The organism is Paraburkholderia silvatlantica (assembly GCF_003096715.1).
Taxonomy (GTDB): Bacteria; Pseudomonadota; Gammaproteobacteria; order Burkholderiales; family Burkholderiaceae; genus Paraburkholderia; species Paraburkholderia silvatlantica.
In genome coordinates, this window is sequence record NZ_QEOL01000001.1 from 248,559 (window position 1) to 271,516 (window position 22,958).

Annotated in this window: 23 protein-coding genes; 8 read left to right on the forward strand and 15 right to left on the reverse strand. The window is 65.8% G+C overall.

All coding sequences use genetic code 11. The features are described 5' to 3' along the window. Nucleotides 1-6: 6 nt before the first annotated feature. The 4 genes from C7411_RS01170 to C7411_RS01180 all read right to left on the reverse strand — a co-directional run bounded on the left by C7411_RS01170 (nt 7) and on the right by C7411_RS01180 (nt 2,822). Entirely contained in the window at nt 7-768 is a 762-nt protein-coding gene (locus tag C7411_RS01170; RefSeq protein WP_110382742.1) for an ABC transporter ATP-binding protein, read from the reverse strand. Beyond that, complete coding sequence (locus C7411_RS01175; RefSeq protein WP_110382743.1) at nt 765-1,604, reverse strand: ABC transporter permease subunit; 840 nt, start codon at nt 1,602-1,604, stop codon at nt 765-767. Before C7411_RS01175 ends, C7411_RS01170 begins: the two co-directional genes overlap by 4 nt. A gap of 70 nt (nt 1,605-1,674) precedes the next feature. Beyond that, nucleotides 1,675-1,812, reverse strand: coding sequence for a hypothetical protein (locus C7411_RS37265; protein WP_165822717.1), 138 nt, complete (start codon nt 1,810-1,812; stop codon nt 1,675-1,677). An 80-nt stretch (nt 1,813-1,892) separates the two neighbouring features. Continuing rightward, the gene (locus C7411_RS01180; protein WP_110382744.1) at nt 1,893-2,822 is read right to left on the reverse strand and encodes an ABC transporter substrate-binding protein; all 930 of its coding nucleotides are present in this window, start codon (nt 2,820-2,822) and stop codon (nt 1,893-1,895) included. Nucleotides 2,823-2,990: 168 nt separating this feature from the next. Between C7411_RS01180 and C7411_RS01185 the strand changes: the two genes are divergently transcribed. Next, nucleotides 2,991-3,902 carry a LysR family transcriptional regulator gene (locus C7411_RS01185; protein WP_110382745.1) on the forward strand — a complete coding sequence of 304 codons (912 nt, stop codon included), beginning with the start codon at nt 2,991-2,993 and terminating at the stop codon, nt 3,900-3,902. Between the two features lie 152 nt (nt 3,903-4,054). Here C7411_RS01185 and C7411_RS01190 read toward each other — a convergent pair whose 3' ends face one another. From C7411_RS01190 to C7411_RS01240, 11 genes are all read right to left on the reverse strand, one after another. Further along, entirely contained in the window at nt 4,055-5,248 is a 1,194-nt protein-coding gene (locus tag C7411_RS01190; protein ID WP_110382746.1) for a c-type cytochrome, read from the reverse strand. 32 nt (nt 5,249-5,280) lie between these two features. After that, nucleotides 5,281-6,087 (reverse strand): ABC transporter ATP-binding protein, encoded by an 807-nt coding sequence (locus tag C7411_RS01195; protein ID WP_110382747.1) that lies wholly within the window; start codon nt 6,085-6,087, stop codon nt 5,281-5,283. After that, nucleotides 6,081-7,181, reverse strand: a complete 1,101-nt coding sequence (locus C7411_RS01200; protein WP_110382748.1) for an ABC transporter permease — start codon at nt 7,179-7,181, stop codon at nt 6,081-6,083. The genes C7411_RS01195 and C7411_RS01200 overlap by 7 nt, the downstream gene beginning before the upstream one ends. A 4-nt stretch (nt 7,182-7,185) precedes the next feature. Then, nucleotides 7,186-8,214, reverse strand: coding sequence for an ABC transporter substrate-binding protein (locus C7411_RS01205; RefSeq protein ID WP_110382948.1), 1,029 nt, complete (start codon nt 8,212-8,214; stop codon nt 7,186-7,188). A gap of 316 nt (nt 8,215-8,530) precedes the next feature. Then, on the reverse strand, nt 8,531-9,289 hold the full coding sequence (locus tag C7411_RS01210) for an amino acid ABC transporter ATP-binding protein (RefSeq protein ID WP_110382749.1): 759 nt from the start codon (nt 9,287-9,289) through the stop codon (nt 8,531-8,533). Continuing rightward, on the reverse strand, nt 9,289-9,966 hold the full coding sequence (locus C7411_RS01215; protein WP_110382750.1) for an amino acid ABC transporter permease: 678 nt from the start codon (nt 9,964-9,966) through the stop codon (nt 9,289-9,291). The genes C7411_RS01210 and C7411_RS01215 overlap by 1 nt, the downstream gene beginning before the upstream one ends. A gap of 13 nt (nt 9,967-9,979) precedes the next feature. Further along, a complete protein-coding gene (locus C7411_RS01220; protein WP_110382751.1) occupies nt 9,980-10,759 on the reverse strand; it encodes an amino acid ABC transporter substrate-binding protein in 780 nt (259 codons plus the stop codon). A gap of 316 nt (nt 10,760-11,075) precedes the next feature. Beyond that, nucleotides 11,076-11,945: a CmcJ/NvfI family oxidoreductase gene (locus C7411_RS01225; protein WP_110382752.1), complete on the reverse strand. Its 870-nt coding sequence runs from the start codon at nt 11,943-11,945 to the stop codon at nt 11,076-11,078. Between the two features lie 12 nt (nt 11,946-11,957). Beyond that, nucleotides 11,958-12,731, reverse strand: a complete 774-nt coding sequence (locus C7411_RS01230; protein WP_110382753.1) for an SDR family NAD(P)-dependent oxidoreductase — start codon at nt 12,729-12,731, stop codon at nt 11,958-11,960. 57 nt (nt 12,732-12,788) lie between these two features. Then, the gene (locus tag C7411_RS01235; RefSeq protein WP_110382949.1) at nt 12,789-14,237 is read right to left on the reverse strand and encodes an LLM class flavin-dependent oxidoreductase; all 1,449 of its coding nucleotides are present in this window, start codon (nt 14,235-14,237) and stop codon (nt 12,789-12,791) included. A 5-nt stretch (nt 14,238-14,242) separates the two neighbouring features. Next, a complete protein-coding gene (locus C7411_RS01240) occupies nt 14,243-15,487 on the reverse strand; it encodes an acyl-CoA dehydrogenase family protein (protein WP_110382754.1) in 1,245 nt (414 codons plus the stop codon). A 369-nt stretch (nt 15,488-15,856) separates the two neighbouring features. Here C7411_RS01240 and C7411_RS01245 point away from each other — a divergent pair, with 369 nt between their 5' ends. From C7411_RS01245 to C7411_RS01275, 7 genes are all read left to right on the forward strand, one after another. Then, entirely contained in the window at nt 15,857-17,338 is a 1,482-nt protein-coding gene (locus C7411_RS01245) for a sugar ABC transporter ATP-binding protein (protein WP_110382755.1), read from the forward strand. Nucleotides 17,339-17,341: 3 nt separating this feature from the next. Next, nucleotides 17,342-18,400, forward strand: a complete 1,059-nt coding sequence (locus C7411_RS01250) for an ABC transporter permease (protein WP_110382756.1) — start codon at nt 17,342-17,344, stop codon at nt 18,398-18,400. A 71-nt stretch (nt 18,401-18,471) separates the two neighbouring features. After that, nucleotides 18,472-19,710 carry an SfnB family sulfur acquisition oxidoreductase gene (locus tag C7411_RS01255; protein ID WP_110382757.1) on the forward strand — a complete coding sequence of 413 codons (1,239 nt, stop codon included), beginning with the start codon at nt 18,472-18,474 and terminating at the stop codon, nt 19,708-19,710. Between the two features lie 22 nt (nt 19,711-19,732). After that, nucleotides 19,733-20,827: a substrate-binding domain-containing protein gene (locus C7411_RS01260; protein ID WP_110382758.1), complete on the forward strand. Its 1,095-nt coding sequence runs from the start codon at nt 19,733-19,735 to the stop codon at nt 20,825-20,827. A 229-nt stretch (nt 20,828-21,056) separates the two neighbouring features. Next, nucleotides 21,057-21,524, forward strand: a complete 468-nt coding sequence (locus C7411_RS01265; RefSeq protein ID WP_110382759.1) for a rhodanese-like domain-containing protein — start codon at nt 21,057-21,059, stop codon at nt 21,522-21,524. 80 nt (nt 21,525-21,604) lie between these two features. Next, the gene (epsC, locus tag C7411_RS01270; protein WP_110382760.1) at nt 21,605-22,561 is read left to right on the forward strand and encodes a serine O-acetyltransferase EpsC; all 957 of its coding nucleotides are present in this window, start codon (nt 21,605-21,607) and stop codon (nt 22,559-22,561) included. After that, entirely contained in the window at nt 22,558-22,821 is a 264-nt protein-coding gene (locus C7411_RS01275; RefSeq protein WP_110382761.1) for a helix-turn-helix domain-containing protein, read from the forward strand. Before epsC ends, C7411_RS01275 begins: the two co-directional genes overlap by 4 nt. Nucleotides 22,822-22,958: the final 137 nt, after the last annotated feature.

Genomic DNA, 22,958 nt, shown 5'->3' on the forward strand with positions numbered 1-22,958 from the left:
GTCGGTTCAGTGGGACTGAACGCCGAGTTCCTCGAGCAGCGTGAGCCGCAAATCTTGCGGTGTGTGGTCTTTGGGATGAAACGAAGCGGCGATGCGCCCGGCGCGCATGACGAGAATGCGGTCGGCGAGCGCGAGCGCCTCGTCGACGTCGTGCGTCACGATGAGCACGCCCGGCGCGTGACGTGCGACCAGTTCCTTGACGAGCCCGTGCATTTTGATGCGCGTAAGCGCATCGAGCGCAGCGAACGGCTCGTCGAGCAACAGCAGCGCGGGTTCGCGCACGAGCGCGCGCGCCAGTGCCACGCGCTGCGCCTGTCCGCCGGAAAGATTGCGCGGCCAGTCGCGCTCGCGGCCCGCCAGGCCGACTTCGGCCAGCGCGCGCGACGCACCGGCGCGACCGATGCTCGACTCGTGACCGAGCGCGACGTTCTCCCACAAGTTGGCCCAGGGCAGCAAGCGATGCTCCTGAAACACCACGGACGGCCGCTCCGGCGCGCGAATCTGCCCGGCATCCGGCGTATCGAGACCCGCGAGCGCGCGCAGCAGCGTGGTCTTGCCGCAGCCGCTTTCGCCGAGCAGTGCGACGAATTCGCCTTTGCGGATATCGAGGTCGAGCGCATCGATCACGACACGCGCGCCATAACGGCGCTGGAGCCCGCGCACCGAGACGGCCAGCGGCGAGGCGGCGGTTTCGGTTTCGCGGCGGGTAGCGCCTTCAATGACGTCAATGGCGTTTGCGTGACCGGACAACGTGGCAGTGACGCTCATGACTTCTCTCCCTTCGCGTAGTTCGCATGCCACGACAGGAAGCGTGCTTCGAGCGAACGGACGAGGGCGTCGGCGGCGACGCCGATGATCGCGTAAATAATCATGGTCAGCAGGATGACGTTGGTCTGCAGGAATTCGCGGGCGTCCATGGCGAGAAAGCCGATGCCTTTGGTCGTCGCGAGGGTTTCGGCGATGACGAGCGCGAGCCACGCGTGCGCGAGCGCATACCGCACGCCTGTGAGGATCGCGGGCATCGCGCCGGGCAGAATGATCCGGCGCACGACAGCGGGCCATTTCATCCCGATCACGCTGGCGAGTTCCATCAGTTTCGGATCGATCTGGCGAATGCCGAGCATCGTGTTGATGTAGATGGGAAAGAGGACTGCGAGCGCGACGAGAAAAATCTTCGCGACTTCGCCTACGCCAAACCACACGATCACGAGCGGCAGCATTGCGAGAAACGGTATCGCGCGCACCATCTGGATCGACCGGTCGATGAGCGCCTGGGCGAGGCGGGAAAAGCCGACCAGCACGCCTAGAACGAGCCCGATTGCACTGCCGATCAGAAAGCCGGTCAGCGCGCGCAGGAGCGAGACGCCAAGGTGAACGAACAGGTCGCCGTTGCGGGCGAGATTCCACGCCGTCGCCGCGACGCTGCTCGGCGCCGGCAGCACTTGTGGCGTGAGCCATCCCACGCGCGCCGCGATCTCCCAGAGCACGAAAATCAGCGCGGGGACAGCCCAGGAGAGCCAGAAGTAAAAGCGGTCCGTCGAAAGCCGCGAGCCAGCCCGCGACGACGGGACATAGCTGTTTGAAGAAGTGGTTAAGTCAGCCATGTCGGTTCCATCATTGTCTTGAACAGATACAACGGGTGGTAAAAGCCTTCCGTGCGGGGCGCTGGCATTTTCATGCTGCTGCGGCGCGCTGCGCACCGTCTTCCTTCGCGACAGCTGCGATCCATGGCGGATTGACGGCGGGACCTTTCGCCAAATGGATTTCACTGGCCTTCTGATGACTGACGTAGCCGATGAATTCGACACTCATGACGGGGTTCCTTGAAGATCGCTCAGCGAGGCGGCGCAAGTGCTTGCGTGAACGGAGAAGTGCGGGTGATGGGAGCCTGTTCAGGGCGCGGTCGACGAGAACTGCTTGTCGAAGCTCGGTGCGACGTCGATACGCGTTTTGATCACGTCCGCGCGCAGGTAAAGATCGGCGGTGCGCTGCTGTTCGGCGATCACGGCGTCGTCAATCTGCACAGGATGCAGTTGCGCACGCTGATAGACCGTCTTCAGCACGTCGACAGGCAGGCCCGTCACGCGCGACTGGATCGCCGCGACTTCGTCGGGGTGCGAGAGGGCCCAGCGTTGGCCCGCCGCCACGCGGCGCAGGAAATCGGCGAGTTCGGCGTGCTTGTCGCGGATCGCCGTATCGGTGGCGGCCTCGAAGCTCAAGCCGGAGGACACGCCCACGCCGTTCGCGATGCTGCGCGCGTGCTGACGCGCTTCGCTCAGTGCTACGTAAGGGTCCCATGTCGCCCATGCGTCCACATCGCCTGAGACTAACGCCGCCTGTGCGTCGACGGGCTGCATGTACGACAGGGTCACGTCGGTGAGCTTGATATTCGCACGCTCGAGGGTGGAGACAGCGAGATAGTGACCGATCGACCCGCGTGTCGTGGCGATGCGCCGGCCTTTGAGGTCGGCCGCGCTGCGGATCGGCGAATTGGCGGGCACGACGATCGCGAGATCGACGGGCGTCGAGCGGGTGGCCGAAACCGCGCGGATCTTCGCGCCGGCCGAGTAGGCGAAGATGAGCGGCGCGTCGCCAAGGCCGCCTACGTCGATCGCGCCCGCGTTGAGCGCCTCGCCAAGCGGCTGCGCGGCGGGGAAATTGAACCATTCGATCCGGTAGGGTACGTCCTTCAACTGACCCGACGCTTCGAGAATGCCGCGCGTCTGCAGTTGCTGGTCGCCGACCTTGAGTGTGGCGGCAAATGCCGCAACCGGCAGCATTGCAGCTATAGCGACGAGATAGCGGACATAAGCGCGGCGCATGAAATATTTCCCGGATAATGCGTATGACGAGCAGACACGATACGGAGCGCATCCCCATAACGCAAACGCATTGTTCTTCTATGGAAATATGCAGATGGCAAATACGAAGCGGCTTGAACGGATCGCCGCGAAGACGCTAAGCTACTCGATCATCACAGCGGGACCATCATGAAACTCGACGAGATCGAAGCGTTTGTCGCCGCCGTGCGCAGCGAATCGCTGAGCCAGGCAGCCGAAAGACTCGAACTGACGCAGCCGGCGGTCACGCGCCGGATCCAGAATTTCGAGGAAGCACTGGGCGTGGCGCTGCTCGATCGCAACACCAAACCCATGCGCCCGACGCCGATGGGCCGTACCGTCTACGACCAGTGCCGCGCGATTGTGCGCGAAATCGAAGTGCTGCGGCAACTCGTGAACGAAGAGGCGCCTCTCGCGGGCGTATTGCGCCTTGGCGTGGCGCAAACGGTCGCGGACATCGCGATGCTCGACGCGCTGCAGTCGCTGCGTCACGCACATCCGGAGTTGCGCTCGCGCGTGTCCACGGGATGGGGCGCGCCGCTGCTGCAAAAAGTTGAGGACGGCGAACTCGATGCGGCCGTCGTGCTGTTGCCCGCGAATCGCACGTTGCCCGAGACGCTCGTCGGCGAGTCGCTCGGCTCGCTCAAGCTTGCCGTGGTCGCACAAAAGGGCTTGCTCAAGCGTCGCGCGTACACGCTCGCCGAATGCCAGTCGCATGGCTGGGTGCTCAATCCAGACGGCTGCGGCTTTCGCGCCGGGCTGCAGCATGCGCTTGCCGCACAAGGGCATGTACTCAGGCTGAATCTCGAAACGCTGGGCACGGAATTGCAGCTGGGGCTTGTCGCGGACGGCGTGGGCCTCGGGCTCGTGCCGTACCCGCTCGTCGTGGCGAGCGCGCATTTCGCTTCGCTGGACGTTGTACAGATCAGCGATTTCAAGCCGGAGATCACCGTGCGAATCGTGCGTTCGCGTGCCATCGGCAAGATGGAGTCCGCGATTGCCGTGCTCGCGCAGAGCATTGCGCAAAGCGTCAGGTCCGCGAAACTCGCTCGCGCGGCCTGAGTGGCGGGAACTGGTCAGGCCAATACTTCGCTCTGCATGGGCGCGCCGCCGACCGGGCGCTATGAAACGCGCACGCGACCGGCGTGGACTCTTCGCGCGCATTCGCGCGAGCGCTACGCCATCGCAAACGAACCGACGTTTGTGCGCTCAACTCAATGCACGTAGCCGCCTTTGACGTAACGCACCGGCTCCGCGTCGATGCGCAACAGCAGCGACGTGAGCGGGTCGGTCCTCGTGTGCGCCACGCGCTCGGCACGGCCGCCGCCCGCCGCGCACAGTAACGTGGCGTTGGCCCATGCGGGGTCGCCCGGCTTTGCCTCGGCTCGCAGCCAGCCATCACGATCCGCGATCAGCTGCGAGCCCGCGAAGCGCTGCGCATCGATGCCCGCCATCCCCGCGAACGCATTCCACGCGCCGGGCGTGACGGCTACGCACGACGCGTCACCGTTGGCCGCCCAACGCGCCGCATCGGACGGCGACGGCAATGCGCCATCGCGGAAAAGCAGCAGTGTCTGCCAGCGCGGGTCTTCGCGCGGCGGCCCGCCTGTGTCGATGGCCACGGCGCGAAGGCGCTGATTCGCGCGCCAGTCGGCCAGCGGTTTGGCAGGCGCGGCGCCGCAACGCACGTCGAGTGCGGGCAGGGCGACTGGGACCGGCCAGCCGTCGCCGTCCTGCACGCCGCCGCCCGCCGCCAGCACCTTCAGGTAATCGAGAATGGCCCATGTGTCGGCGTCGGTGAGGCGCCCGGCGAAGCCGGGCATGGTTTGCGTGCCGTCGTGCGCTTGCATGCCCTGCATCACGCGCCAGAACATCTCGCCGTCCAGCCTGTGACCGAGCAGCGGGCCGACCACGGTCGGCGGCCAGCGCACGAGCGAGGCGGCGCGCGGGCCGTCGCCGCGGCCCGTGTCGCCGTGGCAGATTGCGCAGTTGCGTGCATAAAGCGCCGCGCCGTGCGTGACCGCCGCCACCGTGAATGGCGTGGTCTGAAAACTGGTGGGCACGGCGTCGGCGAGCCATAGTGAACTGTCGGGCCACGGGGCGAACCAGGCCGCGAGCACGGCTGCGCCGAACAGTACGACGCGCAGCCTGCGCCAGAAGAGGCCCGTGATCGCGAGCAGCAGTGCGCTGCCCGTGGCGGCGAGCGCGAGTGCAAGCTGGCGCGCGACGCCTGCATCGATCAGCAGAATCTCGACAGCGAGCCGCTTCGCCCACGGCCAGGCGGGCTGGCCGTGGCTCTCGCCCGTGACACCGAGCGCGTGCGCCACGCCGCCGAGTGCGATCTGCGCGGACTCCAACGCACCGAGAAACGGATTGACCCAGGCGTTACCGGAAAGCAGCACGGTCATCGCCGCGCGCCGTGTGCACCGTCACGCATGGCTTACCAGCTTGCGTCGAGGCCGAGGTGATGCAAGGCTTCGCGGCGTAGCGCGGCAAAGGCCGGGTCGCCGCGATGGCGCGGATAGGGCAGGTCGACGCGCAGCTCTGCCGCGACGCGCGCAGGTCTCGGGCTGAATACGATGACCCGCTGGGCAAGGAAGATCGCCTCCTCCACGTCATGGGTGACGAGCAGGGCAGAGAAGCGATCGCGCTGCCAGAGCTCCACGAGCTCGCTTTGCATCGCAAGACGTGTAAGCGAGTCGAGCTTGCCGAGCGGCTCGTCGAGCACGAGCAGCCGCGGATCGTTGACGAGCGCGCGGGCCAGCGCCACACGCTGCGACATGCCGCCGGAAAGCTGGTGCGGAAACGCGTCCGCGAATTCCGTGAGGCCCACGCGCGCGAGCTCGATATCGACGCGCTTGCGCTCGCGCTTGAGCACCCCGAGGGCTTCGAGACCGAGCTCGACGTTCGCGCGCACGCGCCGCCACGGATAGAGCGTTGGGTCCTGGAACACCACGACACGCGAAGGATCGGGCCGCTCGATGGGCGCGCCGTCCTGCAGGAGGCTGCCTTGCGTGGCCGGTTCGAGCCCGGCGACGAGGCGCAGCAGCGTGGATTTTCCGCAGCCGCTCGGTCCGAGCAGCGCGACGAATTCGCCCGGGTCGACCGCCAGGGTGACGTCGTCGAGTACCGGAAGGGGACCCTTTGGGGTATCGAACTGATGGCTCACGCGTTCGACTGCGATGCGCGCGCCCCGGGTGAGCGGGTCGCGCGAGGGCGTAGCGTGCGCAGCGGCGGCATTTACCATTTGACGGTTCCTTTTTGCCACACGAGCGTGCGGTCGCGTACGAGGAAGAGCAGGCTGATGAGGCCCGAAAACAGGATGGCCATCACGAGCAGCGCGGCGTACATGTTCGAGTACGAGGCCCATCCCTGCGCCCACGTGAGGTACCAGCCGAGACCCGACTTGACGCCCATCATCTCGGCCGTCACGAGCACGGTGAACGAGGCGCTCAATCCCATGAAGAGGCCGACGAAGACCTGCGGGAGCGCGGCCGGAATCGCGACGCGCAGCACGAGGAAGCGCGGGCTCGCGCCCAGCGTGCGCGCCACGTCGTAATACGCTTTGTTGACGCTCGCGACGCCCGACCACGTGAGCACGGTAACGGGAAACGCGGTGGCGAGCGCGACGAGGAAGATGGCGGCGGAGCGGCTCGACGGGAAAATGTAGAACGCGAGCGGCAAAAGCGCCGTGGCGGGCACGGGGCCGAGTACGCGCAAGACGGGATGCACCCAGTAACCCACCGCGCGCGACCAGCCGATCGATACGCCGACAAGAAAGCCGACCACGCCGCCGTAGAGAAAGCCGGCGGCGAGCAGGCCGAGCGAATGGACCACGCAATCGGCGAGGCGCGCCCAGTCATCGTGATAAACCTCGATGAGCGCCTGTGGCGGCGCGAAGAACGGCGTGGGCAGGACCGCGGTTTTCGCCGTGAGGATTTCCCAGAGCGTGAAGGCGAGGGGCAGGGCGACGAGCCACGGCCCGGCCTTTCTCAGGCCGCGCAGCGCGGGCCGCAGCCGGATGCTGGCTCGCTCGATGGCGGGCAGCGTCAAGGCGATGAGCGCGATCCATGCCGCGACGACCCAGGCGGCCGCGCCGAGTTCGGCGGTATACGCCCAATCGGAGAAGCCGGTGATATGGTTCGGCCACAGCCGCGTGACAGCGCCGAACACGGCCCATGACGCCGCCACCGCGAGACCGGTGTACCACACGGGTGTCCGTTCCGGTGTACGGGTGCGGCGCAGATCGAGATTGGCGAAACGCTGGCCGGCGCCGTCGCCGGGTTCGAGCGTGTCGCCGACGCTGGCACGGGCCAGCGTCGTCTGTTCGAGCGAGGACATCGCGTTACCCCAGTACGTTGGTGTAAACAGCCGCGGCGAAGCGCTGCGGATCGGTGGTCGGCTTCAGCACGCCCGCGCGCTTGAAGTCTTCGGCGAAATAGGCGATCTCCTGCTGAAGGTCGACGTTGGTCGGATGATGGTCGTAGGTGAGCGACGCGTAGAGCTTCACGAGGTCGTCTTCCGCGAACTTCGGCGTGTACTTCGCGAACGACTTCGCAGCTTCGCGCGGGTTCTCGCGCGAGAAATCGGTGGCTTGAATCAGCGCGCGCGCGAGCGACGCGGCAGTGGCGCGATCGCTGCGCAAGAGCGACCCGCGCGCGGCGATCACGCAGCACACCTTGTGCGCGTACTCGTCGGAGAGGTTGCTTGCGAGATGCGTGTAAGCGCCCGGACGTTGCCGCTCCAGCAGATAGAGATTCGGGTCGCCGTCGGCGATGGCCTGGATCTCGCCCTTTTGCACGGCGACGTCGAGCAGGTCGGCGGGATACTGGCGCCAGCTCACGTCGCGGTCGGGGTCGATGCCGTGCTTGAGCAGCAGGATCGCGAAGAAGTTCTTGCCGGGCGAGGCGAGGTCGCTCACGCCCACGGTCTTGCCCTTGAGCGAGGCGAGCGAGGTCACGCCCGCCGCGCTCGCGCCGATCAGCCGCACGCAGCCCCCGTGCACGCTGCTGATGATCTTGACGTCGAAGCCTGTCTCCAGCGGCTTGAGCCAGCGGTGGATCATGCCCACGGCGGCGTCCGCCTTGCCGGCGGAAAGCGTTTGCAGAAGCTGGTCGTTCGATCCCGCATAACTCACGAGGTCGACCTTCAGGCCGTTCTTTTCGAAGAAGCCCTGCTCCTGCGCGACGGCGACGGGCGTGAGGCAAAATCCGTTGGGCGCCCACGCGAAGGTGAAGGGCTTGAGCGGCGGCGCGGACCATGCCTTGCGGCCGAGCGTGAGCACTGGGGCGCTGAGCGCCGTGGCGCCTGCCGCGCGCAGCCATTTGCGGCGTTGCGCGTTCGGGGTGGTTGGGTTGCGGCTGGAACCGTGCATTGCGGCCATGAATCGGTCTCCGTACGGATCGAAGTGTGAATTTAGCTTGAAGTGAGAAGGGTTCGCATACGCACGGCGGCCTTATCAGGTCATATGCAATCCTTATCATAAGATGCATGACTTGCGCCCCGATTTGCCAGCGGTGAAGCGATGCGAATGCATGCAGACGACATCGGGGATCAGCGTAATCCCGAATCCGTGCCGTCGGGAAATAATGATTTGCGCAATCCATATCTGCTTTGCGTCGAATCGAACCGCGCTGCGAGCGAAACGAATTCCTGACGGCATCCGACGAGTGCCGCTGCGCCGTGTAAGCTCAGAAACCCGGCAGCGCCTGCGTGAGTGTGGAGACGAAGCGCGCCGTGCGTGCATCGCTTGGTCGCGAGAAGAGTTCGCGAGACGGCCCGGCTTCGACGATCGCGCCATCCTTGAGGAAAACAGCGTCGTGCGCGACGGAAGCCGCGAGCCGCAGGTCATGCGTCGCCATCAGCATGGTCGTGCCCTCCAGCGCGAGTTGCCTCAGCACCTCGACGACTTCGGCGGAGAGTTCGGGGTCGAGCGCCGAGGTCGGTTCGTCGCAGAGCAATACCTGGGGCGAGGGGGCGAGCGCGCGTGCAATGGCCACGCGCTGCTGCTGCCCGCCCGATAGCGTGGACGGCCACGCGTCGGCCTTCTGCGCGATTCCGACCTTCGCGAGGAGCGTGGCCGCGCGCTCGCGTGCGCGTTCCTTTTCCCATTTGAGGACCGTTAGCAATCCTTCCATGACGTTCTCGATGACACTGAGATGGGGGAATAGCTGGAAGTTCTGGAACACCATGCCGGTATGCCTTCGCACCGACGCGATTTCGCCGTGAGATAGCCGGCGACGCGGGCCGAATTCAAGACGGGCGTCGCCCACGCTCAATGCGCCCGAATCGGGGACCTCCAGCAAATTGATGCAGCGAAGGAGCGTGCTCTTGCCGCTGCCCGACGGTCCGATGAGCGCGGTGACGCTGCCGGACTTGAGCGTCAGGTCGATGGCCGCGAGAACCTGATGCTCGCCGAACGACTTGTGGATTTGCTCGGTACGGATCATCAGCGCCCCGCCGAAAACAAGGCGTGGCGGCCGTAGCGCGCTTCGAGCCGGCCTTGCGCCTGAGACAGCACGGAGCTGAACACCAGGTAGATCAATGCCGCCTCGGTATAGAGAATCAGGGGTTCGTAAGTCACGGCCGCGATGCGTTGGGCGGCCTGGAAGATTTCTGGCACGGTCAGCACCGCCGCGAGGGAGGTGTCCTTCACGAGCGAGATGAACGAGTTCGAGAGGGCGGGCAATGCCACGCGGATCGCCTGCGGCAGAATTGCGCGGCGCAACGCCTGCGCGCGCGTCATGTTCATCGAATAGGCCGCTTCCCACTGCCCGCGCGGAATCGATTCGATCACGCCGCGAATGACTTCCGCGTTATAGGCGCCGACGTTGAGTGAAAAGCCCATGATCGCCGCCGTCAACGGATCGAGCACGATGCCCACGTTGGGCAATCCGTAGAAGATGACGAACAGCTGCACGAGCAGCGGCGAGCCGCGAAAGAGCCAGATATAGAAGCGCACGGCGGCGACCGCCCATCGCTGCCCGAACAGGCGTATGAGCGCCGCGCAGAACGCAAGCACCATGCCGATTGCAAAGGAAGCCAGCGTGAGCGGGACGGTAAACACCAGTCCCGCGTAGAGCAGTGGCCACAACGATTGCGCCATCAGATGCAGCCATGCAGGCATCGTTCAGTCCGCCTTATTGCGAAATGTCTTTGCCGAAGTACTTCCGGGAAATTTTGGCGTAGGTGCCGTCGGCCTTGATGTCCGCGAGCGCCTTGTCGATCGCCGCGAGCAGTTCGGGGTTGCCCTTGCGGATCAGCACGCCGGACTGGTCGTCGGCGGAAGAGGTATCCGTGGCTGCGATCTTGAGTTTGGCGTCGGGTTTGTGCTTCTGGAAGTCGAGGAACGACAGCGAGTCGTTCACGGTGGCGTCCACGCGGCCCGAGGTCAGCAGATCGATCGATTCGTTGAAGCCCTGAACCGGCACAACCTCGGCGCCGTGCGACGCCGCGAGCCTGCCGAAGTTGCTGGTCAGCGTATTGGCCGATTTCTTGCCTTTGAGGTCGTCGAAGGAATGGATGGCCGTATTGTCCGAGCGCACGATCAGCACGGCACGCGTCGAGATATACGGCGCCGAAAAATCATACTTGACCTTGCGCGCGTCAGTGATCGAAACCTCATTGATCACCGCGTCATAGCGATTGACATCGAGGCCGGCGATCAGGCCGTCCCACTTGCCCTCGACGAATTGCGGCTTCACGCCGAGCCGCTGTGCGATTGCCGTTGCGATGTCGACGTCGAAGCCCGTCAGCTTGCCTGTTTCGTCGTGGTAAGTGAAGGGTGCGTACGTGCCTTCTGTGCCGACACGAAACACCCCGGACGATTTGACTTGTGAGAGGTCATCGGCGGCAAGTGCGGGTGCGGCTGCAACGGCCGACAGGAGCGCGGCAACGAGAACGGAGCGGATGGCTTTCATGATCGAAAAGGAATAGTTAAAGATTCAGCAGCGTTGGCATCGAGGGAGAGCGGACAGATTCTACGAGGCGCGCGCGCGGCCGCAAAACAGACACATTCGCTATGCATATGCTGTAGCGGAATATCACGACGGATGTGTCGCCGCGGCGGATGGGGCGAGTTCTGTGCGGCGCGGGGTTGGCTGCGACGGGCAAGGCGGCGCAGCTTCGCGGCCTGCCGGCCGCAGCCACTGAATGGATGGTGCACGCGCCGACGATCGAAGGTGCAGTGCGCGCGTGCTGCTTGAGAGGCGGGGGAGGGCGCTGCGGTGCGCGTCCTCAACGCGTGTCGTGGTCCGGAGCCCAGAACAGGAGCGCACGCAGTTCGATACTGCGTCGCGCAGCCGCATTCGAAGGACTGTCGGGATCCTCGAACGCGGTGTGCGCGGTTAGCCGCGCCGTGCCGTCCTCGAGCGAATCGTAGATCTTCAGCAAGAGCACCTCGTCGGGACGCAGACGGGGAAAGTAGTACCAGCGATGCTGTGGATTCGCGAGAAACGAATACGTCTCGCCGGTTTTGTCGCGGTAGACGAGGTCCGTCGGCACGAGGTCGTCGGCCGCGATCGAGCGTGCATCGCAAAGCGCGAGCGGAAACTGCTCGACTACGCCGAGCGGCCGCCACAGATTGACGATGGCAAATCGATGCTGGAGTCGGCGCTCGGCTTCTTCGGCATCGAGGTGGTCGCGCACGCGGCGCGGTCCGGAGACGAAGGTTTGATCGTTGTGTACGCGCCGCACGGGCTCGCGAAGGGACGCGTTGGCGCGGGAACCGTTCGCGCTGTCACGCAGCGTGTGGTCGAAGATGACGACTTTCTCGGCCCCCGTGATGTCGCGCAGCAGCGCCTCGGCCTCGGGGCGGTAGACGAGGCGGATCAGGCTGTCGTCACTGAAGTCTTTCAAGGCGCTGCGGTGCGAAACCAGTTGAAAGCCATTCCGGTGGAGAGAGATTTCGCCGGCTTCCGCAAGCGGGCGTGCGTTGTGGATCCTCACGCGGCGCGGGTCGGACGTGCCCGAGTTCCATGGCGTGCCGGCGGGCGGCTCGAACGTGTAGTTGACCGGCCGCGCGTCGCCCGGCGCGAGATAGTTGAGTTCTGCTTCGACGCCAGATGCCTGCGAAGTGGAAGGGGATGCCGAAAGCACGGTGCTCATAAGGGTTCCTGATCAAAACGGTTCGCGCCACGGGCGCAGATCCAGTTCCTGTGTCCAGGCACTGCGGGCCTGGCGGTGCAACTGCCAGTAGTTCTCGGCGATCGCGTCGGGTTGCAGCAGTCCGTCCGCGCCTGCGCTTTGCGCGCGTTGCGGCGCGGCGCTGCGTAGCCGCTCGCCGTCGATGCCGCCGTCGATCACAACGTGCGCCACATGCACGCCGCGCGGACCAAACTCGCGCGCAAGGCTTTGCGCAAGCGAGCGCAACCCTGCCTTCGCGGCAGCAAACGCCGCGAACGGAGGGCGGCCGCGCAGCGAGGCGGTCGCGCCGGTGAAGAGGAGGCTGCCGGCACCTGCGGGGTTGGTCGTCGCGTCGGGCGCGGCCAGCAGAAGCGGCAACGCCGCACGCGCAAACACGAAGCCGCCGAGTACGTTGACGCGCCATGCGGACTCGAACTGCTCGATCCCGAGTTCGAGCGTCGGCGCGCGCACGGCGTTGCCCGCGTTGAAAATCGCGCTGCGCAGCGTTCCGTGGTGGTTCAGAAGCTGCGCGATACGCGCAAGATCCTGCTCGCTCGTCACGTCGCCGGCAGCGGCATGGGCGTGGCCGCCTTGTGCGCGTATTTCCGCCGCCACGGCTTCCACGCGCTGCGCGGTGCGCCCGGTGAGGACGACGGTGTAACCTTCGCGCGCGAACCGGCGCCCGAGCGCCGCACCGAGGCCCGCGCTCGCACCCACCCCGGCGATCCATGCGACCGGTGGCGAAGCAGAAGAGGAGATGTCGCTCATGATCATTCCACGCTAGTTGGCAAACACGTATTTGGAAAAGAATGAAACGTCATATGGTTATTCGAGCGGCAACGCGGCGGCCGCAGCATCCGGCGTTTGCACGGCGGCCGGTTCGCCGGCACGCGCCGCGAGGTCGCGCTTCACGCGCTCGATATCGCGAAAGCGTGCCGCGGGATGCTCGTCGGGCAACCGCGCGCCGGCGCCGAACAGCTTTTCGCGCAGCGTGCCGGGCGCATAGTCGCGTGGATACACGCCGCGCCGCTGCAACTCGGGGACGAGAAGGTTCACGATGTCCTCGAACGTCTCGTGCGCGACCGCGTAGGCCAGATTGAAGCCGTCTACGCCCGTTGCGTCGACCCACTCCTGAAGAATGTCGGCCACCGTCGCCGCGGAGCCCACGAACACCGGACCCATCCCGCCGATGCCGCCCCATTCCGCCAGCGTCTCGATCGTCCACGTCTTGTCGCCGCCGGAAAGATGATCGACCGCGGAGTGAATGGCGTTCGTCTGCACGCGCTTCACGGTGTCGGTCGGCAGGTACTGGCCGAAGTCGATGCCGGTCCAGCCAGACATGAACACGAGCGAGCCGTCGTAAGAGACATGGCGCTGGTACTCCTCGAAGCGGGCCAATGCCTTTGCGTCGGTCTCGCCGACGATCAGCGTGACGAGGTTATAGATCAACAGCTTGTGCGGATCGCGTCCGGCAAGCGCCGCCTGCCTGCGCACATCCGCTACGTAGTCGCGCAGCAGGGCCTGGGAGGGCGCGGCGACGAACACACATTCCGCATGCTGCGCGGCGAATGTCTTGCCTGGACCCGATGCGCCGGCCTGGAACAAGACAGGCGTGCGTTGCGGGGACGGCTCGCAAAGATGATAGCCTGGCACTTCGAAGTACTTACCCTTGTGACCGATCTCGTGCACTTTCTCCGGATGCGTGAACACGCGCCTTTCGCGGTCGCGCACCACGGCGCCGTCCTCCCAGCTACCCTCGAACAGCTTGTAGAGCACTTCGACGTATTCGGTCGCGACTTCATAGCGGTCGTGGTGTTCGCGCAGGCCGCCTTGCCCTATGTTCTTCGCGCCGCTCTCGAGATACGACGTCACGATGTTCCAGGCAAGGCGCCCTTGCGTGTGGTGATCGGCGGTCGAGAGGCGGCGCGCGAACGTGTACGGGTGCTCGAAGCTCGTGGAGGCCGTGATGCCGATGCCAAGGTGCGACGTAACCATCGCAATGGGCGCGGCGAGCTGCAAGGGATCGTTCACCGGGATCTGTGCCGCCTGGTGAAGCGCGTGATAGTTGCTGCCCTTGTAGACGTCGTAGTAGCCGATCACGTCCGCGATGAAGATGGCGTCGAACACCCCGCGCTCGAGGATCTTCGCGAGATCGGTCCAATAGGCGAGGTCCTTGTATTGCCAGGAGCGGTCGCGCGGATGCGTCCAGAGGCCCGGCGACTGATGCCCCACGCAGTTCATTTCAAAGGCGTTGAAGCGGATGGTCTTGCTCATGATGGTCATTGGCTCCCGCGTTTCGGTCCGTTGCCGATGTGCCAGACAAAGGGCGGCTGAGTGCCGTTGATGATCCAGTCGCCCACGATCTTCGCCTTGTAGACGAGCGGATTGTGCGAAGACACGGCGCGTGCATTGCGCCAGTGCCGGTCCAGTGCGTGGTCTGCGCGGATGGCCGAGGCGCCGAGCGCGTCGAACAGATGCGTCGCGCCGCGCAGCGCGAATTCGGAGGCGACGAGCTGGCTCTGCGCCGAGGCGATCTCGGCTTCCACGTTGGCTGCGCGTTCGGCCTCGTCGTTGCCGCCAAAGTGTGCCTCGTACGCGCGCTGCACCGCCTGCGCGGCCTGCAACGTCACGGCCCGTGCGCCATAGGCCCACGACGCGATCTCGCCCACCACCTGCTGGATCTGCACGTCGTCGCTCGCGAGCCCGGCATTGCCGTGGCTGTAAACGCGTTTGCGGCTGCGCACGAGCGCGGCGGCGTCGCGTTGCGCGGCTTGCGCAATGCCCGCGAGCGTGGCGACGTGAAAGAGCTGATAGAACGCGGTCTGATACTTGAAGCGGCGGCTGAAGTCGACGACATTGCGCGCCTGCACCTCGGCGTCCCGGAACAGGGTGGTGCCGCTGCCTGTCGTCGTCTGGCCGAAGCCGTCCCAGTCGTCTTCGCGAATGACGCCGGGCTGGTGCACATTCACCGCGACGATGACGTCGCTGCCGTCGTCTTCGCGCTGCGCGAAGACGTCGATCCAGTCGGCGTAGAGGCTGCCGGTGCTGTAATACTTCGCGCCGTTCAGCACGAAAGCGCCATCGCGGCGGCTCACCTTCGTGTTGATCTGCCCGAGCGCGACGTCGCCGGCTTCGGTCCACGCATTGCCAACCAGCTGCCCACCGACGAAACGATCGAACCATGCCCGCTGGTCCTCGTCCGCCGGCGCGTTCAACCAGTCTTCGACGAAGGCGAAGTGGCCGCGCAGCGCCTGCGGCAGATTCGAATCGGCCGACGCCAGTTCGATGATCAGGCGGAACAGTTGTTCGATCGAGGCGCCCGCGCCACCGTAGCGGGCCGGCACGCGCACGGCCCCGAAACCCGCTTTCTTGAGCAGGGCAATCGCTTCATGCGGCAGGCTGCGTGCGCGGTCGCGCTCGACGGCGTCCCTGGCGATTTCCGCGAAGACGGGGAGGAACCGGGCGGCGAGCGCTTCGTAGTCGGCGCCGGTGGATAGTGTGTCGTCGGATCGCAATGAACTCATGCTTTCGTTCCCGAATGAAGGATAACAACACTGCGCGAGGCAAGGGTCGCGTAGCCGTGTGGGGCTGCATGCGCTCCCGCCGGCGCGGGACTGAGAGGACGAGTATAGGAAGGCGTGTGACACCGCTCCAATAACCGATTGTCGAATCGATATCGGTTTGCCGGATTTGCGTCGAGGCGGCCATTGCGATGACGTCGATTGCGCTGTCATCGCGGAAGCGTTCGGCGACTGCTGCAAGGGAACTGTTATGTAGTTTCCCTTATCAATAGCGGGCGCATGAATATGAGCATCGCTTCGTTTGGCTGAATGCCGCGCGTCGCTAGGATGGTTGCCAATTCTCGCTTTCGAACCACGAACGCTTACGCTGCGATGTCCGCTCCGATTCTGACTGCCCATGCGATCACCAGGCGCTTTGGCGCAACCGTTGCGCTATCGCGGCTCGACTTCTCCATCCGCGCGGGAGAGATCGTTGCGCTGATGGGCGCGAACGGTGCGGGAAAATCGACATTCGTGAAGATCCTGAGCGGCGTGAGCATGCCTGACGAGGGCACGCTCGCGCTCGGCGGCCAACTCTACGCGCCCGCTTCGCCGCAGGCGGCGAAGCGGCTGGGCGTGGCCACGGTCCATCAGGGCATCGCCGACGCCGTGGTGCCTTCGTTGTCGGTTACGGACAATCTTTTGCTCGATGCGCTCTGCGACGGCCACACGCACTGGTGGACGCCGCGCGCCGCGCGCCGCGAACGCGCGCGCGCACTGGCCGCGCGCGTGGCGCTGGAAGCCGATCTCGATGCGCCGCTCGGCTCACTGCCGCTTGCCGGCCAGCAGCGCGTCGTGATTGCGCGTGCACTGGTTTCGCGCCCGCGCCTGCTGATTCTCGACGAGCCGACGGCCAGCCTTTCCTCGAGCGAAGCGGAGCAGCTTTACGCGCTCGTAGAAGGCCTGCGGACAGAGGGCGTCGCCGTGTTGCTCGTCTCGCACCGGCTCGGCGATCTCCGAAGGCTCGCTTCGCGCGTTTCGATCCTTCGGGATGGCCGCATCGTCGGCGAGCAGCATGCGCCGGTGGACTTCGACGCTGCGCTCGAAGCGATGATCGGCCGGCCGCTGCCGGCGGCGCGAGCCTTGCCGCACACGAGGCCGGCTGGCACGCAGCCCGCGCTGCGGCTGCGCGGACTGCGCCTCGCACCGGGTTGCGATGCGTTCGATCTCGAGGTGGCGCAGGGCGAGATCGTCGCGATTGTCGGCCCGGTCGGGGCAGGCAAATCCCGGTTTGCTCAGGTGATTTTCGGCGCGCTGCGAGCGGCAGCGGGCCAGATGGAACTTTACGGGCGCCCCTGGGCGCCGCGCACCCCCGCAGACGCGATTCGCGCAGGCGTATTTCTTGCTGGCGAAGACCGATGGCGCACATCGCTCTTTCCCGACACGGTTGCTTTTGCGTCGATCGCCGGCACCATCAGCTTTCCGTTCTTGTCGCGCTGGCGTCGCGGCGGCGCCTTGCCGCACGAACGCGAGCACGCCGAGGCGCGCAACGCGATCGAGGCGTTCGGCATTCGCTGCTCGGGACCGGACGACCGCGTCTCGCGGCTTTCGGGCGGCAACCAGCAGAAGGTCCTGCTCGCGCGCTGGCACGCCGAGCCCGCGAGGCTGCTCCTGCTGGACGAGCCGTTTCAGGGTGTCGATGCGGGGGCTAGAGCCGATATCGCTTCCACCCTGCGTCATCGCGCTGCCGGCCGCGCGACGCTTGTTTTCGTCAGCGACCTCGAAGAGGCGCACGAAGTCGCAGACCGGATCGTCCTGTTCGATCGCGGCGCGCTCGAGCACGAAGACTCCACAGCCTCCCATCTCGCCTGCTGAACCATGAGATCCGTCACGCCGACACTCGCCTCCGAAGACTCCCCCGCCCGTTACGCGACGGCGCGGCATCGCCGTCGCCTTTTCGTCGCGCTCGAACGAGCCGGGCTGCTGTTCGTGCTCGCCGCGCTCGTGGTGATCTTCACGGTTCGCGAACCTGCGTTTCTGAACGTCGCCAACCTGTTCAGCATCCTGCAGGCCGTTTCGATCGTTGCATTGCTCGGCATCGGCGTGACGATCACGCTCGCCGCGGGCGGCTTCGATCTTTCGGTGGGGAGCGTCGCCGCTTCCGCGCAGATGGCCGCGAGCTACGTGCTCGTGGTGTGGCACGGCAACAGCTGGGAGGCCGTGCTCGCGTGTCTCGCGCTTGGCGTGGCAGCGGGGCTGTTCAACGGCGTGCTCATCACGCGCCTGCATGTGCCCGACCAGCTTGCCACGCTCGGCACGCTTTTCCTGCTCGCCGGCCTCCAACTGATTCCGACGGGCGGCCGTTCTCTGGCCACGGGCACGATCCTGCCGGACGGCACCGAAGCAAGCGGCACGTTTGCGGCTGCGTTTCTTGCGCTCGGACGCGCACGCCTCTTCGAAGTCGTCCCTGTTCCCGTGCTCGTGCTGCTCGTGCTGACCGTGCTCGTTTCGGCCGTCATGGGCTCGACGCGGTGGGGGCGCGCGATCTATGCCATCGGCGGCAACGAGACCGCGGCGCGTCTCGCGGGCGCGCCGACAGCCCGTTACCGCGTGGGGGCGTACGTCGCTTCGGCGACGATCGCTGCGCTCGGCGGACTGCTCATCGCCGCGCGTGTCGGACGCGGCGACGTGAGCGCGGGCCATTCGCTGCTGCTCGACGCGGTGGCGGCGGCGCTCGTGGGCTACGCCGTGTGGGGCGCGAAACGGCCCAACGTGCCCGGCACGGTCGTCGGCGCCGTGTTCGTTGGCGTGCTGCTAAACGGCCTCACGATGCTCAATGCACCTTACTACCTCCAGGACTTCATCAAAGGCGCGTTGCTGGTCGTGGCGCTGGCATTCACTTTCAGCGTCGGCCGCAGGACGCAAGGGCGCGACTGACACCGCCCTTGGGCCGCCGGATTTGATTTTGTCGTTAGCGAGTCATACAACCTGATCGAGCGGAGCGCAACATGGCAGAGACACTGGCAGATATCGCGGCACAGGGTGCCGAACCCGTAACCGAAGCCGCACATGTCATCGCGACGGACAGTGAAGCGATAGCGGTCGCGAAGGAGCTGGCCGCACGGCTCGCCGAAGGCGCCGCGCTGCGCGACAGCGAGCGGCGCCTGCCTCATGAAGAGATCGAGTGGTTTTCGCGCTCGGGCCTGTGGGGCATCACGGTGCCGAAGGCCTATGGCGGCGCCGGCGTTTCGTTCGTTACCCTAACGGAAGTGGTCAAGCTCATTGCCGCCGCGGACCCGTCGCTCGGGCAACTGCCGCAGAACCACTTCGGTCTCGTCGACGTGATCGCGCTAACGGGCACCGAGGAGCAAAAGCGCGGCCTGTTCGCGCAGGTCCTGGCCGGCAAGCGTTTCGGCAACGGTTTCTCGGAGAAGGGCACGAAGCATGTGCTCGACCTGAAAACACGCGTGCGCCGTGACGGGGATCACTACGTGATCGACGGCACCAAGTTCTATTCGACCGGCGCGCTGTTTGCCCATTTCGTGCCCGTGCTCGGACTCGACGAGGACCGCCGGGGATGGCTCGCCTATATTCCGGGAGGCACGGAGGGGCTCAGCGTGGTCGACGACTGGTCCGGTTTCGGCCAGCGCACTACGGCGAGCGGCACCGTCACGCTCGAGAACGTGCGCGTGCCGGCCAGTCTCGTGCTGCCCGCGCATCGGGTTTCCGAGCAGCCCACGCTCAACGGCCCGCTCTCCCAGATCATCCAGGCGGCGATTGATGCGGGCATTGCCCGCGCGGCGATTGACGACACGCTCGCGTTCGTGCGCGCGCGTACCCGGCCATGGGTCGACAGCGGTGTCGAGCGCGCCAGCGACGACCCGCTGACGATCCGCGAGGTCGGTCATCTGCATATCCAGTTGCATGCCGCGGAGGCGTTGCTCGAGCGCGCGGCGCGCGTGCTCGACGAACTCGCGGCACAGGGCGCGACGACGGAGGAGGACGTGGCGCGCGCCTCGGTCGCCGTGGGAGAGGCGAAAGTGCTCACGACGGAAATCGCCCTGCTCGCGGGCGAGAAACTGTTCGAGCTGGCCGGCACCCAGGCAACGCTCAGTGTTCACAATCTCGACCGCCACTGGCGCAATGCACGCACACATACGCTGCATGACCCGGTGCGCTGGAAGTATCACCTCGTCGGGAATTACTACCTCAACGGTGTGAAGCCGGCGCGTCACGCCTGGAATTGAACCCAAGCACAACGGGAGCGTCATGAAGACATCGATTCACCAGCTCATTCGCAACGGCGTGTCACGCCGGCCATCGGCGCGCCGCACGCTTGGCGCATTCGCGCTCTGCGCAGCGGGTCTCGCCGGCTCGCTGACCGCGCACGCCGGGGCGCTCAAAGGGGCTCCGGCGCCGTTCGACAAAGGCGGCGTCAAGATCGCGCTGGTCAACTACATTTCCGAGGGCGACTTCTTCCAGGCCTACGAGGCGGGTGCGCAGAAGCAGGCGAAGGCGCTCGGCATCGATCTGCGCATCTTTGAAGGACGCCAGGATGCGGCGCAGCAGCGCGATCAGATCCAGCAAGCCATCAATCTCGGCGTGTCCGCGATCATCGTCAATCACGGCCTGCCCGAGTCGCTGGGCGACGTCGTGCAGCAGGCGCTCGACAAGGGCATCAAGGTGATCGCGTTCGACGTCAATCTCTCGAACCCCAAGGTCCCGCAGATCGAGCAGAGCGACCGCGACCTCGCGTCGCTGTTGCTTGCGCAGGCCGTGAAGGATAACGGCAACGCGTTTTCCGCCGGCTACGTCTACGTTGCGGGATTCGCGCCGCTCGATCGCCGGGACGCGGTGTGGCAATCCTTCAAGCGCGAGCATCCGGCGGTTCAGGAGAAAGCGCGCTGGGGCACCGTGGACAATCCGATTGCGCAGTCCGTGGCCAATCAGGCGGCGGCCGCCTATCGCGCCCATCCGGATATCCGCGTGGTGATCGCACCTTATGACGAGTTCGCGCGCGGCGCCAATCTTGCCGCGAACGAGGCCAATCTCGGCGACAAGTTGCGGATTTACAGCGCGGACATCTCGACCGCCGACATCGAGGCGATTCGCGCGCCCAACAGCGCGTGGGTGGCCACGGCCGCGACGAATCCCGCTGTCGTGGGCGCGGTGTCGGTGCGCGCCGCGGCAATCGAAGTGGCCGGCCAGCCGCTCGCGCATCAGATCGTCGTGAAGCCCACGCTCGTTACGCGCGACGATCTCGTGAAGAACGATATCCGCACGGTCGCCGAACTGGGGACGAAGTTTCCGGCATTCCGGACGAGCGACGCGGCGACCGCGCCCTGGATTCCAGTGGAGCAATGATTTGCCCCTGATCGGCTGACCGGTGTCGCGCCGAACGTTCGCGATGCCGCAGCCGTCTGCGATGACTGCTGAACGGGTGAAATTGCATCTGATGTGTATGCCCATTTGGATAGCATTTTTAATTGGTTGGAAGTGTGCTGCCTTGCCCGCATAGTGAATTCCTGATGTCTAAAGGCGGCAGCTTCCCCCCAGGGGTCCGATGTGCCGCCAACATTACCCGGAGGCACTGATGACAGTGGAATTGCAGGAAAAGCCGTTGCACGCGGATCTCGAAGCCGCGCTTGGCGCCGCGCGGGCGGCCGGTCTGCCGTATGCGGGCAGCGTGACCCCGCAGCAGGCCTGGGCGCTCCACCAGGCGGGCGAGGCGGTGCTCGTGGACGTGCGCACCAGCGAGGAGCGCAAGTTCGTCGGCCACGTGCCCGACACCCTGCACGTGGCCTGGGCGACCGGGACGAGCTTGACGCGTAATCCGCGCTTCGTGCGTGAGCTCGAGGCAAAGACCGGGAAGGCCGCCGCGGTCTTGCTGCTGTGCCGTAGCGGCAACCGCTCTGCGCAGGCCGCCGAAGCCGCCGCCAAGGCCGGCTTTGTGCATGTATTCAACGTGGCAGAAGGCTTTGAAGGCGAACTGGACGATGCGGGACGTCGCGGCTTGCGTAACGGCTGGCGCTTCCATGGCCTGCCGTGGGTGCAGGACTAGCGGCCTGAAACGGCGGAAACAGCCCCTGATGCACATCCGCTCGCCGGATCGTTCATGTAAACAACGAAGAGAGAACTGGCGTGACCGTATTTCATGTCGCTGAAATCGTCGACGCGCTGCAGGGCGTGCGACAACAATGGCGCGAACTGCAGCGGCGGGCGCTCGAGCCGGGTGGCCGCGACCTGCCGGCGCGCGAGGCGCTGGCCGAGGTCGTCGAGACACTCAAGGGCGTGCTGTTCCCCATGCGGCTCGGGCCGCCGGATCTTCGCCAGGAGAGCGAGAACTTCTACGTTGGCCACGCACTCGACGCCGCGCTGCACGCACTGTTCGCGCAGGCGCGGCTCGAGCTGCGCTACAAGGCGCGGCATGCGGAGGCCGATCCCGGCGAGATCGATGCGCGCGCGCTGGCTGCCGTGCGCGCATTCGCCCAGCGTTTGCCCGCGATCCGGGCACTGCTCGATACCGACGTGCTTGCCGCGTTCAATGGCGACCCCGCCGCGGGCAGCGTGGACGAGGTGCTGCTTTGCTACCCCGGCGTGCTCGCCATCACCCATCACCGGCTTGCGCACGAGTTGTATCGACTCGGGTTGCCTCTACTCGCGCGGATCATCTCGGAGCTGGCACACGCCGCCACGGGCATCGATATCCATCCGGGCGCGCAGATCGGCAGCGCGTTCTTCATCGATCACGGTACGGGCGTCGTAATCGGAGAAACCGCGATTATCGGCGAGAGGGTGCGCGTGTATCAGGCGGTGACGCTCGGTGCGAAGCGGTTTCCACGCGACGCGGCCGGCAATCTCGAGAAAGGCCTCGCGCGGCACCCCATCGTCGAAGACGATGTCGTGATCTACGCGGGCGCCACGATTCTCGGGCGCGTCACGCTCGGGCGCGGCGCGGTCATAGGCGGCAACGTCTGGCTGACCGAGAGCGTGCCGCCCGGCGCTCACGTTACCCAGGCGATCTCGCGCCACGAAACGCGCGCGCCGCTTGCGGCCGCTCCCGCGTCGTTGGCGATTGCAGCGGACGAACCGCGATGAGCGCAATCGTTCACGACTTCGGCGCCACCGTTCGGCGTTTGCGCGAGGCGCACGCGTGGTCGCAGGAGCGGCTCGCGGAGCATGCCGGATTGAACCGCACCTATGTCGGCGAAATCGAGCGCGGTACGGCCATCGCTTCGATCGTCACGGTGGAAAAGCTGGCGCATGCATTGGGTGTGAGCATCGGCGAACTGCTCGTTGGCGGGGTGGCAGGCATGGCGAATGCCGTCGCGCAGCCAGGCGGCACGCTGAGCCGGTAAGCGCATTCTGCAGACGTTTTCCTGTGTCAGACGACATCGCGCGGCCGTCGCCTGCCGCTGTTCGACTGCGCTTCATGCTGTCCCTTGACGCCTATAGCCGGTTGAACCGCGCATAAGGGCTTCCCATAATCTGCTGT

What these genes read in the sequence shown, in the direction of transcription:
- C7411_RS01225 (WP_110382752.1), bottom strand. Translation starts at nt 11,945, where the DNA reads ATGAGCACCGTGCTTTCGGCATCCCCTTCCACTTCGCAGGCATCTGGC.
- C7411_RS01220 (WP_110382751.1), bottom strand. Translation starts at nt 10,759, where the DNA reads ATGAAAGCCATCCGCTCCGTTCTCGTTGCCGCGCTCCTGTCGGCCGTT.
- C7411_RS01195 (WP_110382747.1), bottom strand. Translation starts at nt 6,087, where the DNA reads ATGGTAAATGCCGCCGCTGCGCACGCTACGCCCTCGCGCGACCCGCTC.
- C7411_RS37265 (WP_165822717.1), bottom strand. Translation starts at nt 1,812, where the DNA reads ATGAGTGTCGAATTCATCGGCTACGTCAGTCATCAGAAGGCCAGTGAA.
- C7411_RS01240 (WP_110382754.1), bottom strand. Translation starts at nt 15,487, where the DNA reads ATGAGTTCATTGCGATCCGACGACACACTATCCACCGGCGCCGACTAC.
- C7411_RS01200 (WP_110382748.1), bottom strand. Translation starts at nt 7,181, where the DNA reads ATGTCCTCGCTCGAACAGACGACGCTGGCCCGTGCCAGCGTCGGCGAC.
- C7411_RS01175 (WP_110382743.1), bottom strand. Translation starts at nt 1,604, where the DNA reads ATGGCTGACTTAACCACTTCTTCAAACAGCTATGTCCCGTCGTCGCGG.
- C7411_RS01170 (WP_110382742.1), bottom strand. Translation starts at nt 768, where the DNA reads ATGAGCGTCACTGCCACGTTGTCCGGTCACGCAAACGCCATTGACGTC.
- C7411_RS01245 (WP_110382755.1), top strand. Translation starts at nt 15,857, where the DNA reads ATGTCCGCTCCGATTCTGACTGCCCATGCGATCACCAGGCGCTTTGGC.
- C7411_RS01235 (WP_110382949.1), bottom strand. Translation starts at nt 14,237, where the DNA reads ATGAGCAAGACCATCCGCTTCAACGCCTTTGAAATGAACTGCGTGGGG.
- C7411_RS01210 (WP_110382749.1), bottom strand. Translation starts at nt 9,289, where the DNA reads ATGATCCGTACCGAGCAAATCCACAAGTCGTTCGGCGAGCATCAGGTT.
- C7411_RS01180 (WP_110382744.1), bottom strand. Translation starts at nt 2,822, where the DNA reads ATGCGCCGCGCTTATGTCCGCTATCTCGTCGCTATAGCTGCAATGCTG.
- C7411_RS01205 (WP_110382948.1), bottom strand. Translation starts at nt 8,214, where the DNA reads ATGCACGGTTCCAGCCGCAACCCAACCACCCCGAACGCGCAACGCCGC.
- C7411_RS01275 (WP_110382761.1), top strand. Translation starts at nt 22,558, where the DNA reads ATGAGCGCAATCGTTCACGACTTCGGCGCCACCGTTCGGCGTTTGCGC.
- C7411_RS01250 (WP_110382756.1), top strand. Translation starts at nt 17,342, where the DNA reads ATGAGATCCGTCACGCCGACACTCGCCTCCGAAGACTCCCCCGCCCGT.
- C7411_RS01255 (WP_110382757.1), top strand. Translation starts at nt 18,472, where the DNA reads ATGGCAGAGACACTGGCAGATATCGCGGCACAGGGTGCCGAACCCGTA.
- C7411_RS01215 (WP_110382750.1), bottom strand. Translation starts at nt 9,966, where the DNA reads ATGCCTGCATGGCTGCATCTGATGGCGCAATCGTTGTGGCCACTGCTC.
- C7411_RS01265 (WP_110382759.1), top strand. Translation starts at nt 21,057, where the DNA reads ATGACAGTGGAATTGCAGGAAAAGCCGTTGCACGCGGATCTCGAAGCC.
- C7411_RS01230 (WP_110382753.1), bottom strand. Translation starts at nt 12,731, where the DNA reads ATGAGCGACATCTCCTCTTCTGCTTCGCCACCGGTCGCATGGATCGCC.
- C7411_RS01260 (WP_110382758.1), top strand. Translation starts at nt 19,733, where the DNA reads ATGAAGACATCGATTCACCAGCTCATTCGCAACGGCGTGTCACGCCGG.
- C7411_RS01190 (WP_110382746.1), bottom strand. Translation starts at nt 5,248, where the DNA reads ATGACCGTGCTGCTTTCCGGTAACGCCTGGGTCAATCCGTTTCTCGGT.
- C7411_RS01185 (WP_110382745.1), top strand. Translation starts at nt 2,991, where the DNA reads ATGAAACTCGACGAGATCGAAGCGTTTGTCGCCGCCGTGCGCAGCGAA.